This is a genomic window from Ruegeria sp. AK11 (assembly GCF_056541095.1).
The window spans coordinates 810,178-824,247 of the sequence record NZ_JBQFXU010000001.1; the positions used below are offsets into that span (position 1 = coordinate 810,178).

10 protein-coding genes are annotated in these 14,070 nt (G+C 56.7%); 7 read left to right on the top strand and 3 right to left on the bottom strand.

Features of this window, described 5'->3' with window-relative positions; translation table 11 throughout:
- Positions 1 to 33: 33 nt before the first annotated feature.
- The 3 genes from purL to ACR0D9_RS04100 all read right to left on the bottom strand — a co-directional run bounded on the left by purL (position 34) and on the right by ACR0D9_RS04100 (position 5,798).
- Complete coding sequence (purL, locus tag ACR0D9_RS04090; protein ID WP_480537794.1) at positions 34 to 2,193, bottom strand: phosphoribosylformylglycinamidine synthase subunit PurL; 2,160 nt, start codon at positions 2,191 to 2,193, stop codon at positions 34 to 36.
- Positions 2,194 to 2,373: 180 nt separating this feature from the next.
- Positions 2,374 to 4,620, bottom strand: coding sequence for a mechanosensitive ion channel family protein (locus ACR0D9_RS04095; protein WP_480537796.1), 2,247 nt, complete (start codon positions 4,618 to 4,620; stop codon positions 2,374 to 2,376).
- 269 nt (positions 4,621 to 4,889) lie between these two features.
- The gene (locus ACR0D9_RS04100; protein WP_480481095.1) at positions 4,890 to 5,798 is read right to left on the bottom strand and encodes a LysR family transcriptional regulator; all 909 of its coding nucleotides are present in this window, start codon (positions 5,796 to 5,798) and stop codon (positions 4,890 to 4,892) included.
- Positions 5,799 to 5,967: 169 nt separating this feature from the next.
- Between ACR0D9_RS04100 and ACR0D9_RS04105 the strand changes: the two genes are divergently transcribed.
- From ACR0D9_RS04105 to ACR0D9_RS04135, 7 genes are all read left to right on the top strand, one after another.
- The gene (locus ACR0D9_RS04105) at positions 5,968 to 9,387 is read left to right on the top strand and encodes an indolepyruvate ferredoxin oxidoreductase family protein (protein WP_480537798.1); all 3,420 of its coding nucleotides are present in this window, start codon (positions 5,968 to 5,970) and stop codon (positions 9,385 to 9,387) included.
- A gap of 78 nt (positions 9,388 to 9,465) precedes the next feature.
- Complete coding sequence (locus ACR0D9_RS04110; RefSeq protein WP_480481091.1) at positions 9,466 to 10,344, top strand: lysophospholipid acyltransferase family protein; 879 nt, start codon at positions 9,466 to 9,468, stop codon at positions 10,342 to 10,344.
- An 8-nt stretch (positions 10,345 to 10,352) separates the two neighbouring features.
- Positions 10,353 to 11,162: a glutamate racemase gene (gene murI / locus ACR0D9_RS04115; protein ID WP_209596136.1), complete on the top strand. Its 810-nt coding sequence runs from the start codon at positions 10,353 to 10,355 to the stop codon at positions 11,160 to 11,162.
- A 94-nt stretch (positions 11,163 to 11,256) separates the two neighbouring features.
- Complete coding sequence (gene argC, locus ACR0D9_RS04120; protein WP_480481089.1) at positions 11,257 to 12,285, top strand: N-acetyl-gamma-glutamyl-phosphate reductase; 1,029 nt, start codon at positions 11,257 to 11,259, stop codon at positions 12,283 to 12,285.
- A 7-nt stretch (positions 12,286 to 12,292) separates the two neighbouring features.
- On the top strand, positions 12,293 to 12,739 hold the full coding sequence (ccmE, locus tag ACR0D9_RS04125; RefSeq protein ID WP_209504023.1) for a cytochrome c maturation protein CcmE: 447 nt from the start codon (positions 12,293 to 12,295) through the stop codon (positions 12,737 to 12,739).
- 116 nt (positions 12,740 to 12,855) lie between these two features.
- Positions 12,856 to 13,467 (top strand): holin-associated N-acetylmuramidase, encoded by a 612-nt coding sequence (locus tag ACR0D9_RS04130; protein WP_480472597.1) that lies wholly within the window; start codon positions 12,856 to 12,858, stop codon positions 13,465 to 13,467.
- Positions 13,458 to 14,036, top strand: coding sequence for a holin family protein (locus ACR0D9_RS04135; RefSeq protein ID WP_480537800.1), 579 nt, complete (start codon positions 13,458 to 13,460; stop codon positions 14,034 to 14,036). The genes ACR0D9_RS04130 and ACR0D9_RS04135 overlap by 10 nt, the downstream gene beginning before the upstream one ends.
- Positions 14,037 to 14,070 lie beyond the last annotated feature (34 nt).

Here is a 14,070-nt window from a genome sequence, read left to right on the forward strand (position 1 = left end):
GCGCAGGTTTCGAGCAAGTTTTATTCAGCCTGATCAGGCGACGGCGTCGGCAAAACTGTTGCGGAAAATGGCCGTCAAGTCTTCCAACGAGGCCTCCGAGCTTCCGATCCTGATCGTTTCGCCGGTGAAACGGCCAACCGAGACCAGCGGCACACCTGCCTGACCCGCCGCGATCATCAACGCCTCGGCCTGATCAAAGTTGCACGCGACCAGATACCGTGCCTGATCTTCCCCGAACAGAAATTCCGTCGGTGCATCATCCAGGCACACGCCAACCCCGGCGGCCTCGGCAAGTTCGAAGGCCGCCAGCGCAAGGCCGCCATCACTCAGGTCAGTGCAGGCCTTGATCATTCCACGATTGGCGCGAATGAAATCACCGTTGCGTTTTTCAGCGTCCAGATTCACATGTGGCGCGTCGCCATCTTCTCGGTTGAAGACTTCGGCCAGAAGGGCTGACTGACCCAAATGGCCTTTGGTTTCACCGATCACCAAAGCCACGTGACCCTCGCGCACCTCGTTGCCGATGATTTCATCGCTGTGGTTCAGCAGCCCGACAGCGCCGATTGTGGGGGTGGGCAGGATCGCCTGGCCGTCGGTTTCATTATACAGCGACACGTTGCCGGACACGATCGGCATATCCAGCGCGCCGACTGCGGCGCCGATTCCCTGAATGGCGCCAACAAACTGGCCCATGATTTCGGGCTTTTCCGGGTTGCCGAAGTTCAGGTTGTCGGTGGTAGCCAACGGTTTCGCCCCAACAGCCGTCAGGTTGCGGTAGGCTTCGGCCACCGCCTGTTTGCCGCCTTCAACCGGGTTGGCGCGGACGTAGCGCGGGGTCACGTCAGAGGTAAACGCCAGCACCTTGTCGGTGCCGTGGACGCGCACCATACCCGCGCCCAGGCCCGGTGTCCGGTTTGTATCCGCCATCACCATCGTGTCGTATTGCTCATAAACCCACTGCTTGCCCGCGTAGTTGGGCGACGAAAGTAAGGCGCGCAGGCCGTCAATCGGGTCGATCTGAGGCACTTCGGCCAGTTCCTCGGCTTCGGGCGTCGGCACCCAAGGGCGATCATATTCGGGCGCGGTCGAAGACAGTTTGGACAGGACGAGATCGGCCTTGACCTCACCGTTGTGCATGATCAGGAAGCGGTCTTCGGCAATGGTTTCGCCAACGATTGCGAAATCGAGATCCCATTTTTCGAACACGGCGCGGGCTTCGGCCTCAAGTTCGGGTTTGAGAACCATCAGCATGCGTTCCTGAGATTCGGACAGCATCATTTCATAAGCTGTCATGTTCTCTTCGCGCTGGGGGACGTTTTCCAGATCCAGACGTACGCCCAGACCGCCCTTGTCGCCCATCTCAACCGCGGAACAGGTCAGGCCCGCAGCACCCATGTCTTGAATCGAGATCACGGCACCGGTCTGCATCAGCTCAAGCGTTGCTTCCATCAGGCGTTTCTCGGTGAAGGGATCACCCACCTGAACAGTAGGGCGTTTTTCCTCGATGGTGTCGTCAAACTCGGCCGAGGCCATCGTCGCGCCGCCAACACCGTCGCGTCCGGTCTTGGCACCCAGATAAACCACAGGCATTCCCACGCCCGACGCGGCAGAGTAGAAAATCTTGTCGCTGTCGGCCAAACCGGCGGCAAAGGCGTTCACAAGGCAGTTGCCGTTGTAAGCCGGGTGAAAGCGGACCTCGCCCCCAACGCAAGGCACACCGAAACAGTTGCCATAGCCGCCAATGCCTTCGACCACGCCGTTGACCAGCTGGCGGGTTTTGTGGTGGCCGGGTTCACCGAAGGACAGCGCGTTCATCGAAGCGATCGGGCGGGCACCCATGGTGAACACGTCCCGAAGGATGCCGCCGACACCCGTTGCCGCGCCTTGATAGGGCTCGATGTAAGACGGGTGATTGTGACTTTCCATCTTGAAAACAACGGCCTGACCGTCGCCGATATCCACGACACCGGCATTCTCGCCCGGTCCGCAAATGACCTGAGGCCCTGAGGTCGGAAGAGTGCGCAACCACTTCTTCGACGACTTGTAAGAACAATGTTCGTTCCACATAGCCGAGAAAATGCCAAGCTCGGTAAAGGTCGGTTCACGCCCGATGATCTCGAGGATCATGTCATATTCCTCGGGCTTGAGCCCATGTGCGGCAATCAGATCGGGTGTGATGGCGGGCTCTTGCATCTTCTGTCCTGTGTCCAAGTGGGCCGAGATTGCGCGCCTTGTAGGGCAAGCACGCGCGTGTGGAAAGGGTCAAGTCGGCGCAGGTCGCGTCTTTCAAAGAAAAACGGAACCGGCATCACAGCCGGTTCCGAATAACCGTACAGCAGTCCTGCTGCAAATCGCCGACGTAAACCCCGAAGGTTACGCCGATCCCTGGTCTTTGTTGACCTCGGCAGCAGCTGCGGCGCCAACAGCAGTCTTCTGTTCGGGCGTCAGATGCTCGACCTCTTCCAGCCCGGGAATTGCAACGCGCACCTCGCGGCGGGCAAAGTCGATGCCGTTGGCCTTGAACTCGGCCTTGACCTTGTTGAAGATTTCCTTGCGCAAGGTGAACTGCTTGCCCGGTTTGGCCATGAATTTACCGCGAATGATCATGCCCACATCGTCGAAGTCGAACACACCCTGAGACTTGAAGGGTTGCAGGAAGCCTTCTTTGTGGGTTTCGTCCTCCATCATCTCGGCCCCGATCTTCTTGAAGATTTTCTTGACCTTGTTGGGATCGGTATCGAAGGGCACGGTGAACTTCAGCTTCATAATCACCCAGTCACGGCTGTAATTCGTCAGCTTCTGGATTTCACCATAAGGGATTGTGTGCACAGGCCCCCTGTGATGACGCAGTTGCATTGAACGGATCGAGATTTTTTCGACCGTTCCGGTGGTTCCGCCCACATCGACATATTCGCCGACGCGGAAGGCATCATCGACCAGAAAGAAAACACCACCGACGATATCCGCCACCAGTTTCTGAGCACCAAAGCCGATGGCCAGACCCAGAACACCGGCACCGGCCAGAAGCGGTGTGATGTTGATACCCAGCGCACCCAAGGCCAGCAGGCCAAAGATTACCGAAATTGTGACTTGGGCCGTAATCCGCATCAGCGGCAGAACCGTCGCCAGACGAGAGCCCCCGGCACCGCCGCCTTCACCGCTTGCTTCCTCGTCGACTGCTTCAGCTGCGGTCTGTTCCTTGGCCAGCCTGCGGTTGATCCATAGTGAAACAACCTCGTTCAGGATGTAGCCGACCGCAATGATCAGAAGGAATTCAATGACAGCGCCGCCAACTTCGGCACTGACACCGGCCGAGGCGACATTGCGCAGGTCAAGATGCCACGTGCGGGCGATCATGAAAACCACGACCAAACCCGCAATAACCCGCCCAATCCGGATATAGCTGCGCTTGGCCGCGCGATGAGCGCGTTCGGCCAGCGGGCCTTCTCCTGACATTGGCGGCTGCAAGTGGCGCACCAGCCCGCGGATCAAAGTGTCGAGGGCAGGGGCAATCAGCAACCAGAACATGGTTGTGAAATGCGCACCACCTCCAAGCAATCTGAGCGTCGACGGATCGCGTTGCGCGACCAGGAATTCGACCAGCAGCCAGATTGTCACCGAAACGCCAATGGCGAAGTAGGGATAATAATGCGCAACTTCTTCATCGAATTTTGTGCGGTCCGGGTCTGTTCCCAGCATCATCTGAGACAACCCTTCGCGCGCGGTCCAAGCGATGACGGCGATATAGACATGGATTGCCGCATTCAGCCAGAAGGCGATGCGTGTGTCGTCCCCTGTGATACCATTTAGGGCGTTGAATCGCACAACAAACAGTGTGAACCCGATCAGGATCAACAGCCCGATCAGATTGCGATGCAGATATTTTGCCCAATGGTCGTCAATACTCACCAGCCGATATTTTGGCTTCTCCGGTGCCAGAACAAAACGTGAGGCCGCAGCCCCCAGGCGTGGAATCCAGATCAGATAGAAAACAAACGGAGCGGCATAAGTGATCTGTTCGGGTGTCAGAAGCCCGCGACCAATCGCGCGAATGACAACATAGAACACGATCAGCCCGGCAATTTCGCGGCAGAACCTGCGGAACAGGTAACTGATGGCGCCCCTGAGATCGGCCTCATCCCCAACTTCGGTCGCTTCATGCCAGCGACGGGTCAGGAAAATGAACAGTTTCTCGGCTATGAAACCCGCAATCAACACAGAAAGAATAAGCCCAAACAGGGTAAGGACGCCGGACGTTCCAAACGTGTCGCTGAAATTGCCAAACGCAGTTATCTGTGCCGTGACAATATTGGGAAGCGTGGTCAGAACATGTGTCCAGGACGAGACCATCTCGGCCCATATCTCACTGATTTCGGTCAGCGGGTCTTCCACGTTCGCCTTCTCGGCAGCCTGCTTTTCGGCGACCGCATCAAGGCGCTCTAACAGAATGGCGCGCACCTGGTCATCTGACATGCGGGCAACCAGACCATCGACCTGCTCAGGTGTTAGATCGTCCGGAATGGTCACTGAAGAAGTTGAGCCGGTATCTTGCGCATAAAGCGGAACCGCCAAAAATAGAGTGCAGACAATCGCCAACATAAGGCGGAATGGGTGGAACATGATTCTCCCTCGAACACGAAATTATCTCGTTTTTTTGGGATCATATGCCTATGCGTGTATTTTTCCCAGAGCTTTCGCTGACTTGATGCAATGCCTAGAGCAAAAAAAAGGCCGAGCAATAAGCTCGGCCGTAGTCCAACAGGGAGGTATGAAGATGATGAGCGTTTCAGCATCACCGCCTTCGAGTGCTCATTTAGGGGTCAGTTTGTAAACGTTCAAGGAATTTAACCCTGAAATGTCCTCATGCCCGCTATGCTATTTGTGCATAGCTAAAGTTTTCCCATCTTTTTCAGTTGTTTGCGCTGTGCGATGATCTCGTCCTGCACAAAGTCGCGGAACGCCCCGACACGTTTGGAGTGTCGGAGTTCTTCGGGATAAGCCAGATAGACCGGCACGTCAGCGGTTTCGACATCCGACAGAACTGGCACAAGATGCGGGAAATCCTGTGTGACGTAATCTGGCAGAACCCCAATGCCGAGATTGTGCAACACTCCCTGAAGGACGCCGAAGTAGTTGTTTACCGTCAACAGGGATGCGGGATTGTAGGTCATAAGATGGCGTACCATGGCCGCGCTGGCGCCCACCTGGGGTGCCGCGGGTGTTTGACAGATCAGCCGGTGATTTTGGATATCCTCCAGAGATTTCAGCATTCCACCATGGGCTTCGATGTAGTTGTGCGTCGCGTAAAGCGCCATCTGAACCGTCATCAGGCGTTTTCGCACAAGATCTGCCTGGCTGGGTTCCTTCATGCGAATGGCGACATCCGCTTCTCGCATGGGAAGGTCCAGAACTCGTTCTTCCAGCATCAGGTCGATGTTCAGATCAGGATATTGTTCATAAAGCTTGGGCAGGCGAGGGGCGAGCCACAGTGTGCCGAACCCAAAGGTCGTCGTGACCCGAAGAACGCCAAAGACCTCTTCTTCACTGTCGCGAATGCGTGCGGCAGCTGCGTCCAGCCGTTTTGACATGGCGGATGTGGCGTCGAACAACAATTCACCCTGTTCGGTGAGAATCAGCCCCCGGGCGTGACGGTGAAAAAGGGTGGCATCCAACGACTCTTCCAGCGCACGGATCTGTCTGCTCACGGCGGATTGAGACAAATTGAGCTTGTCCCCGGCATGTGTGAGGCTGCCCGCATCGGCCACCGCGTGAAATATTCTAAGCTTGTCCCAATCCATCGCCGCAACTTTCGTTATCTTTTCGAACGCCTATATGAAACAGGTAACAAGTTCTACAATCAAAGGCCGAAATCGTTACAGTTCAGTGCATAAAACCTATACAGGTCAGAAATTATGACCTAAAATGCGCTGAGTACATGCACACTGATCTGGCGAGGGGAGACGTCTGATGAGTCAGCCACAGATTACGTTAAACGACAGGTTCGATCTTGAGAAAAGCCCCGTTCTTCTGAACGGAACACAGGCACTTGTCCGGTTGATGCTGATGCAAAAGGCCAGAGACCGGCAGGCGGGACTGAACACTGCGGGGCTGGTGACTGGATATCGTGGCTCGCCACTTGGCGCTGTTGATCAGCAGATGATGCGGGCGCAAAGGCAGTTGTCCCAAAGCGATGTTACGTTTCAATTCGGATTGAACGAAGATCTGGCGGCAACGGCGCTGTGGGGCAGCCAACAGGCCGGCTTGCGCGGCGACGGCAAGTTCGATGGGGTTTTTGGGCTTTGGTACGGCAAGGGGCCGGGCGTAGACCGGTCCGGTGATGTCATGCGCCACGCGAATATGGCCGGAACCGCCAAGCATGGCGGTGTGCTTATGGCGATGGGTGATGACCATACCGGCGAAAGCTCGACCGTGTTGCATCAGTCCGAATGGTCACTGGTAGATATGTATATGCCTGTCGTCAGCCCGGCGGGTGTGCAGGAAATCCTCGACTACGGAATTTACGGCTTTGCGCTCAGCCGTTTTGCTGGGGTTTGGGTTGGGCTAAAGACCATGAAGGACACAATCGAGGTTACCTCGGTTGTGGATGGTCGCCCCGACCGAATGCAGGTCGTCGTACCTGATTTCGATATGCCGGAAGGCGGTTTGAATATCCGCCTTGGGGACACGCCGCACCTGCAAGAAACGCGTGTCATCGACTACAAAAGGTTTGCAGCCGAGACGTTTTCGCATGCCAACAAGCTGGACAGGCGGATATGGGGCAAACCGGGTGCAAAGATCGGGTTTGTTGCGGCGGGCAAGAACTGGCTGGACCTGACCCATGCGCTGTCGCTTTTGAATATCAATGAATCCGAAGCCGAACGGCTGGGGATCACGACCTACAAGGTGGGGCAGACCTTCCCGCTGGACATGGTCGGGTTCCACGACTGGGCCGAAGGGCTGGACCTGATCGTGATTGTCGAGGAAAAGCGCAAGCTGATCGAGGTTCAAGTCAAAGAGGCTATCTTTGACGACCGTCGCGGCCGCCGGGTTTATGGGTGGTACAAGGGCGGTGCCGGTACGTTGCACCGCGACGAACTGTTTCCGACCCGTGGCGCGCTCGACCCGATCATGATTGCTGAAAAGCTGGGTGAAATCCTGATCGAAGAAGGGCGTGAAACCGATGGTATTCGGGCCGGGCTGGCCTCTTTGTCCGAGGCGCGCCGGGCCGACAACGCACAGGAAATCGCAACAAGGCTTCCGTATTTCTGCTCGGGCTGTCCGCACAACAGTTCGACCAAAGTCCCGGATGGCAGCCGTGCCTATGCAGGGATCGGTTGTCATTACATGGTTCAGTGGATGGACCGGAATACCACCGGCTTTACCCAGATGGGCGGTGAAGGCGCGAACTGGATCGGTGAGGCCCCGTTTTCGACCACCAAACACGTGTTCCAGAACCTTGGCGATGGCACCTATAACCACTCGGGCGTTCAGGCGATCCGTGCGGCGTTGTCTGCGGGCACGAACATCACCTTTAAGATCCTGTTTAACGATGCCGTCGCCATGACGGGCGGGCAGGAGAATGAAGGCGATCTGACTGCAGAACGGATCGTTGCCGAAGTCAAAGCCATGGGTGTCCGTGAGGTTGCTCTGGTCTATGACGAAAAAGAAGACGTAAACTTCAAGGCTCTGCCGTCGAGTGTTCAGACATTCGAGCGTGCGGAACTGATGCAAGTGCAGGAAAAGTTCCGCGAGATCGAGGGTGTTTCGGTCATCGTTTATGTTCAGACCTGTGCGGCCGAGAAGCGCCGCCGCCGCAAACGCGGCACGTTCCCGGACCCGGACAAGCGTGTGTTTATCAATACCGATGTTTGCGAGGGTTGCGGCGATTGCGGGGTGCAATCGAACTGTGTGTCGATCGTTCCCAAGGAAACAGAACTCGGGCGCAAGCGCGCCATCGATCAGTCAAGCTGCAACAAGGATTATTCCTGCCTGAACGGTTTTTGCCCGTCCTTCGTTACGCTTGAGGGGGCGAAGATCCGCAAAGAGGCAACAACCGAAATCGACTTGCCCGACCTGCCGATGCCGGTGCTGCCCAAGATCAGCGGTACGCATAACGTGGTGATCACGGGTGTCGGGGGAACCGGTGTTGTCACGCTGGGCGCAATTCTTGCACAGGCTGCCCAGATTGACGGCAAAGGCGCGGGCATGATGGAAATGGCGGGCCTGGCGCAGAAAGGCGGCGCGGTACACATCCATTGCCGTCTGGCCAATGCACCCGAAGACATCAGCGCCATCCGTGTCGCAACCGGCGAAGCTCATGCACTGATCGGCGGTGATCTGGTGGTATCCGCCGGAGCCAAAACATTGGGCCTGACGCGCACTGGCCGTACAGGCGCCGTTGTGAACAGCCATGAGACGGTAACAGGCGACTTTACGCGCAATACCGAGTTCCGCATTCCTGCCGACCAGCTGGAACTGGCCCTCCAGGCTCGGTTGAAAGAAGATGTCTCGCTGTTTGACGCGACCGAGTTGGCACGCGCCGTGATGGGCGACTCGATCTATTCCAACATGATGATCTTTGGCGCGGCCTGGCAGCGCGGGTTGTTGCCCGTCAGCCATCAGGCGATCTTTGATGCCATCGAATTGAACGGAACTACGATTGAACGGAACAAGCGTGCGTTTGATATCGGGCGTTGGGCGGTTCTTCATCCGGCAGAGGTACAGTCCATTCTGTCCCCGACCGTGACCGAGATTCCCAAATCGCTGGATCAGAAGATCGAATTCCGCGCAAGCCATCTGACCGACTACCAAGGTGCGCGGCTGGCCAAGCGGTATCGCAAGCTGGTCGACAGTGTTGAGGATGCGGATATCCGCGAAGCGGTGGCAAAAGGCTATCACAAGCTGTTGTCCTACAAGGATGAATACGAAGTCGCGCGCCTTCTTCTGACAAGCCGTGACAAAGCGGCTGCCGAGTTCGATGGCGATTTCAAGATGACATTCCATCTGGCCCCGCCCTTTTTGGGGGGATCGGGCAGCAACGGCAGACCGCGCAAACGTGCTTTCGGGGAGTCGGTCATTGGCCCATTGAAGCTTTTGACCCGGTTGAAGGCGCTGCGCGGTACGCCGCTGGATATATTTGGCTATTCGTCGGAACGCAGGATGGAGCGTGCGTTGATCCGTCAATATGAAAAGGACATGCGCGAAGTTCTGCCGCTTGTGTCGCAGACCACGCGCGATGCGATTGCCGCCCTGGCCCGTTTGCCGCTGGATATCCGTGGATTTGGCCCGGTATTGCGCGAGAACGAGGCCAAAGCAGCCAAGCGGCGCGAGGAGTTGCTGGCCGTCATTCGCGGCGGGGGGGCAGGGTTGCAGACTGCAGCGGAATAAAACGTCACAAGCGTGTCACGATAGCTAGGCAAAATTGTTACTTGCACCTATTTTGCAGGCAACAAACCGGAGACCCATATGCCTTCTCGTCGTCATGCCGTTCGCGACATTTCCTACGCGCATTCCGCCGATACTAAAGGCGGGCGGATGGTTATCAAGCTGATGGAGAACACCACAGGCCGTATGCGCCTGATCAAACGTGCGGACGGGTACGAGAAAGACGTTGCCAATGGGCGCGACTTTTGGGCCGTGATGGTTGAACGTTATGGGCTGACACTGGACGTGGCAGGGGGATCGCTTTCGAATGTTCCGAAAGACGGTCCTCTGATCCTGATTGCCAATCATCCCTACGGAATTCTGGATGGCCTGATGATGGGACATATCCTGTCCGAGACACGGGGTGATTTCCGCATTCTGGCCCATCGGGTGTTTCGCAAGGCCGAAGACCTGAATCGCATCATTCTGCCAATTTCGTTTGATGAAACGAAAGAGGCGATGCAGCTGAACCTTGAGACCCGCAAAACCGCGCTCAGCTATCTGGGCGAAGGCGGGGCGATCGGCATTTTTCCCGGCGGGACGGTCAGCACCGGGGTTAAGCCGTTTTCCCACCCCATGGATCCGGGTTGGCGCGGGTTTACCGCGCGGATGGTGGCCAAATCGAATGCCACAGTTGTCCCGGTTTTCTTTGATGGCCACACGTCTCGTCTGTTTCAGATCGCCAGCCATCTGCACAGTACTTTGCGGATGGGCCTGCTGATCAAAGAGTTCAAGAAACGCGTTGATACACCGGTGAAAGTCGTGATCGGAGAGCCGATACGCCGTGACATTCTGGACCCGCTCAGCAAGGATACGCGCAAGATGATGGATTTCCTGCGCAAAGCCACGTATGAGCTGTCTCCAACGCCGTTGAAGTCTTATGACTACGGCTATGAGTTTGAGGAACGGCATCGCGCCTGAAGGATCTAATGGCAGTAGGTATCTTCGATTCCGGTTTGGGCGGTCTGACCGTCCTGAGTGCCGCGCAGCAACGTCTGCCGGACGTTGATTTCCTGTATTTTGCAGATAGTGCACACGCGCCATACGGTGTGCGTGATGCCGAGGATATCTATCAACTGACCCGCAAGGCGGTTCAGGATCTGTGGTCGCGTGGCTGCAATCTGGTGATTCTGGCCTGCAACACGGCCAGCGCCGCAGCGTTGCGGCGCATGCAGGAAGAGGGCGTGCCCAGCGGCAAACGCGTTCTTGGCGTTTTTGTCCCGTTGATCGAAGCGCTGACCGAACGGCAATGGGGCGACAATTCTCCGCCGCGCGAAGTGGCCGTCAAACATGTGGCATTGTTTGCAACGCCTGCCACGGTATCCAGTCGGGCCTTTCAGCGTGAATTGGCCTTTCGGGCCATCGGTGTGGATGTCGAGGCACAGGCCTGTGGCGGCGTTGTGGATGCCATAGAAGACGGCGACATGATCCTGGCCGAAGCCTTGGTGCGCAGCCATGTGGATGCGCTCAAGCGCAAGATGCCGGAACCTCAGGCCGCTATTCTGGGCTGCACGCATTACCCGTTGATGGCCGAAGCATTCCAGGCTGCGTTGGGTGAAGATGTGCAGGTTTACAGCCAGGGTGCGCTTGTTGCTGACAGTCTGGCAGATTACCTGCAACGTCATCCCACCATGTTGGGCGAGGGCCCAAGTGGTTTTCTGACAACGGGCAAACCCAATGTTGTCAGCGACCGGGCGACGCAGTTCCTCCGACGACAAATCACGTTCCAGGCTGCCTGACTTAGGTCAAGGACGCAGCCGCTCTGCTTCCCTTATTTCAAGGCCGTCGCATCGGCGGTCGAAACATGTGACACTCAAGTGAAAGAGGTCTGAAATGACCCATAAAATCGCAATTCTGGGCGCTTCGGGCTATACCGGCGCTGAACTGGTGCGGCTGATCGCCGAGCACCCGAACATGGATATCGTCGCGTTGGCCGCCGAACGTAAGGCTGGCATGACAATGGCGCAGGTCTTCCCGCATCTGCGCCACTTGGATCTGCCGGACTTGTGCAAAATCTCCGAGATCGACTTTGCGCAGGTCGACCTGTGTTTTTGCGCCTTGCCGCACAAAACCAGTCAGGAAGTGATCCGGGACTTGCCGAAAGGCCTGAAAATCATTGACCTGTCCGCAGACTTCCGGCTGGCAGACCCCGACGAGTACGAAAAATGGTACGGTAATCCGCATACCGCGCTAAAACAGCAGGAAGAGGCGATCTATGGTCTGACCGAGTTCTACCGCGAAGACATCAAGAGGGCACGGCTTGTTGCGGGTACCGGGTGCAATGCGGCGACCGGGCAATATGTTCTGCGGCCACTGATATCCGCCGGGGTCATTGATCTGGACGATATCGTTCTTGATCTGAAATGCGCCGTATCAGGGGCAGGGCGGTCACTGAAGGAAAACCTGCTGCACGCTGAACTGAGCGAAGGCAGCAATGCCTATTCCGTCGGAGGGACACACAGGCATCTTGGCGAGTTCGATCAGGAGTTTTCGAAACTTGCCGGTCGGGCTGTGCATGTGCAGTTCACGCCTCACCTTATTCCTGCAAACAGGGGTATTCTGGCCACAACCTATGTGAAGGGTGACCCGCACAGCATCTACGAAACGCTTGCCAAAGCCTATGCGGATGAGCCGTTCATCCAGATGCTGCCGATGGGTGAGACCCCTTCGACCCACCATGTGCGGGGGTCGAATTTCTGTCACGTCGGTGTTGTGGCCGATCGGATTGAGCGGCGCGCAATTGTGATTGCGGCGCTGGATAACCTGACAAAAGGTAGCAGTGGGCAAGCCTTGCAGAACGCGAACCTGATGTTAGGTGAAGATGAAACTCTGGGCCTGATGATGGCCCCGCTTTTCCCGTGAGGATGGTATGAAAACGCTCAAGAAACGTCGGCGCGTACAAGTCATTCTGGTGGCAGTTGTTGCCTTGGTGGCGGCAACTGCGTTGATTGGTTGGGCATTGCAGGACGGGATCAACTTTTTCCGCTCGCCCAGCGAGGTGATTGCAGAGCCGCCGAAACCGACCGAAGTGTTTCGGATTGGCGGCTTGGTTGAAGAAGGCTCGATCATCCGCGGACAGGGCGAAACCATCCGTTTTGTTGTAACGGATGGCGGCGAAAGCGTTCCGGTCTCGTTCACAGGTGTTCTGCCTGACCTTTTCTCGGAAAATCAGGGAATGATCGGCACGGGAAGTTACGTGAACGGCGTCTTTGAAGCGACTGAAATTCTTGCCAAACATGATGAGACCTACATGCCGAAAGAGGTCATGGACGCTCTGAAAGAGCAAGGTGTCTACAAAGGCGCGGAAGAAAGCTGAAGCCGTTTGACTCTGTTACGGAGCGTTGCGTGCATGGTGCATGCAGCGCTCCGTTTCGTTTTAAATCATTAATTTCTGTCGGAAACGGTGTGGCCACCTAACGTTACGAGGGTGGTATGCAAACGGTTCGGCAAATTGCCAAAGAGATTGTGGCCCGTGAAGGGGGCTTTGTTGATGACCCCGACGATCCGGGCGGGGCAACCAAGTTCGGGGTCACGATTCACACCCTGCGCAGGCTGGGTTTGGATCTGACTGGCGACGGTCGGGTTGACGAGGCGGATGTGCGCGCAGTGTCCGCTCGACAAGCGGTCGACATCTTTGTGCAGCACTATTTCGACAAGCCGCACATTGCGGAGCTTCCCGAAACCCTGCATGCTTCGGTTTTCGACATGTATGTGAATGCCGGTGCGCAGGCGGTGAAGATCCTTCAGCGGCTGCTACAGGAAATGGGGTTTAACGTCACCGCCGACGGCGTGATAGGCCCGCAAACCGTGGCGGCCTGCCAAAGCGCGGCGCAGCCAGAGCCCGATGTCCTGCGCGACGCCTACGGGATTGCGCGGCGAAACTACTATTTTCGCCTTGCTGATCAGCGGCCTGCATCCAGAAAATACGCGCGTAGCCGATCAGGCGGCAAAGGTGGCTGGATAAAACGGGCCGAAGAATTTCTTTCGCCGCGTTATCATCTTTCGGACAGCGAATTTACCAGAAGGATCGCGGCATGGGGCTGATTTCAGGTGTGCTGGCGCTTTTGTTTGGTAACGGGCGCAACGTCTTACAGGAAACCGCAGAACTCTATCGTGAAAACACCGAAGCAGGCGCAGTACGCGCCAATGAGATTCAAACTCAGGCCATGGTGCAGTTCGGTAGCGAATTTCAGGCACCTCAGAAGGGTCTTTTTGACCGTGTCATGGACGGCGTGAACAGGTTACCGCGCCCGGCGCTGGCATTGGGAACGCTTGGCTTGTTTGTTGCCGCCATGGTCGACCCAATATGGTTTGCCGCACGGATGCAGGGCATAGCCTTGGTCCCAGAGCCGCTGTGGTGGTTGCTGGGCGTGATCGTATCGTTTTACTTTGGCGCGCGTCACCAAAGTAAAATGCAGGATTTTCAGCGGGATATCCGCTCAACCATGACGCAACTGCCAACGGTCATGAGCAATATCGAGGCCTGGCGCACGATGCAGAGCGACAGCCCGGGAGTTGCTGATCCCGGTCCGGATGCTGTGCTGAACAGCGATGTCATACGTCCCGAGGAAAACCAGGCGCTGAACGATTGGCGAAAGCTTCGCGGTATCTGACCCGCGACACTTTGTGCGTGCAGAACAAGCTAAA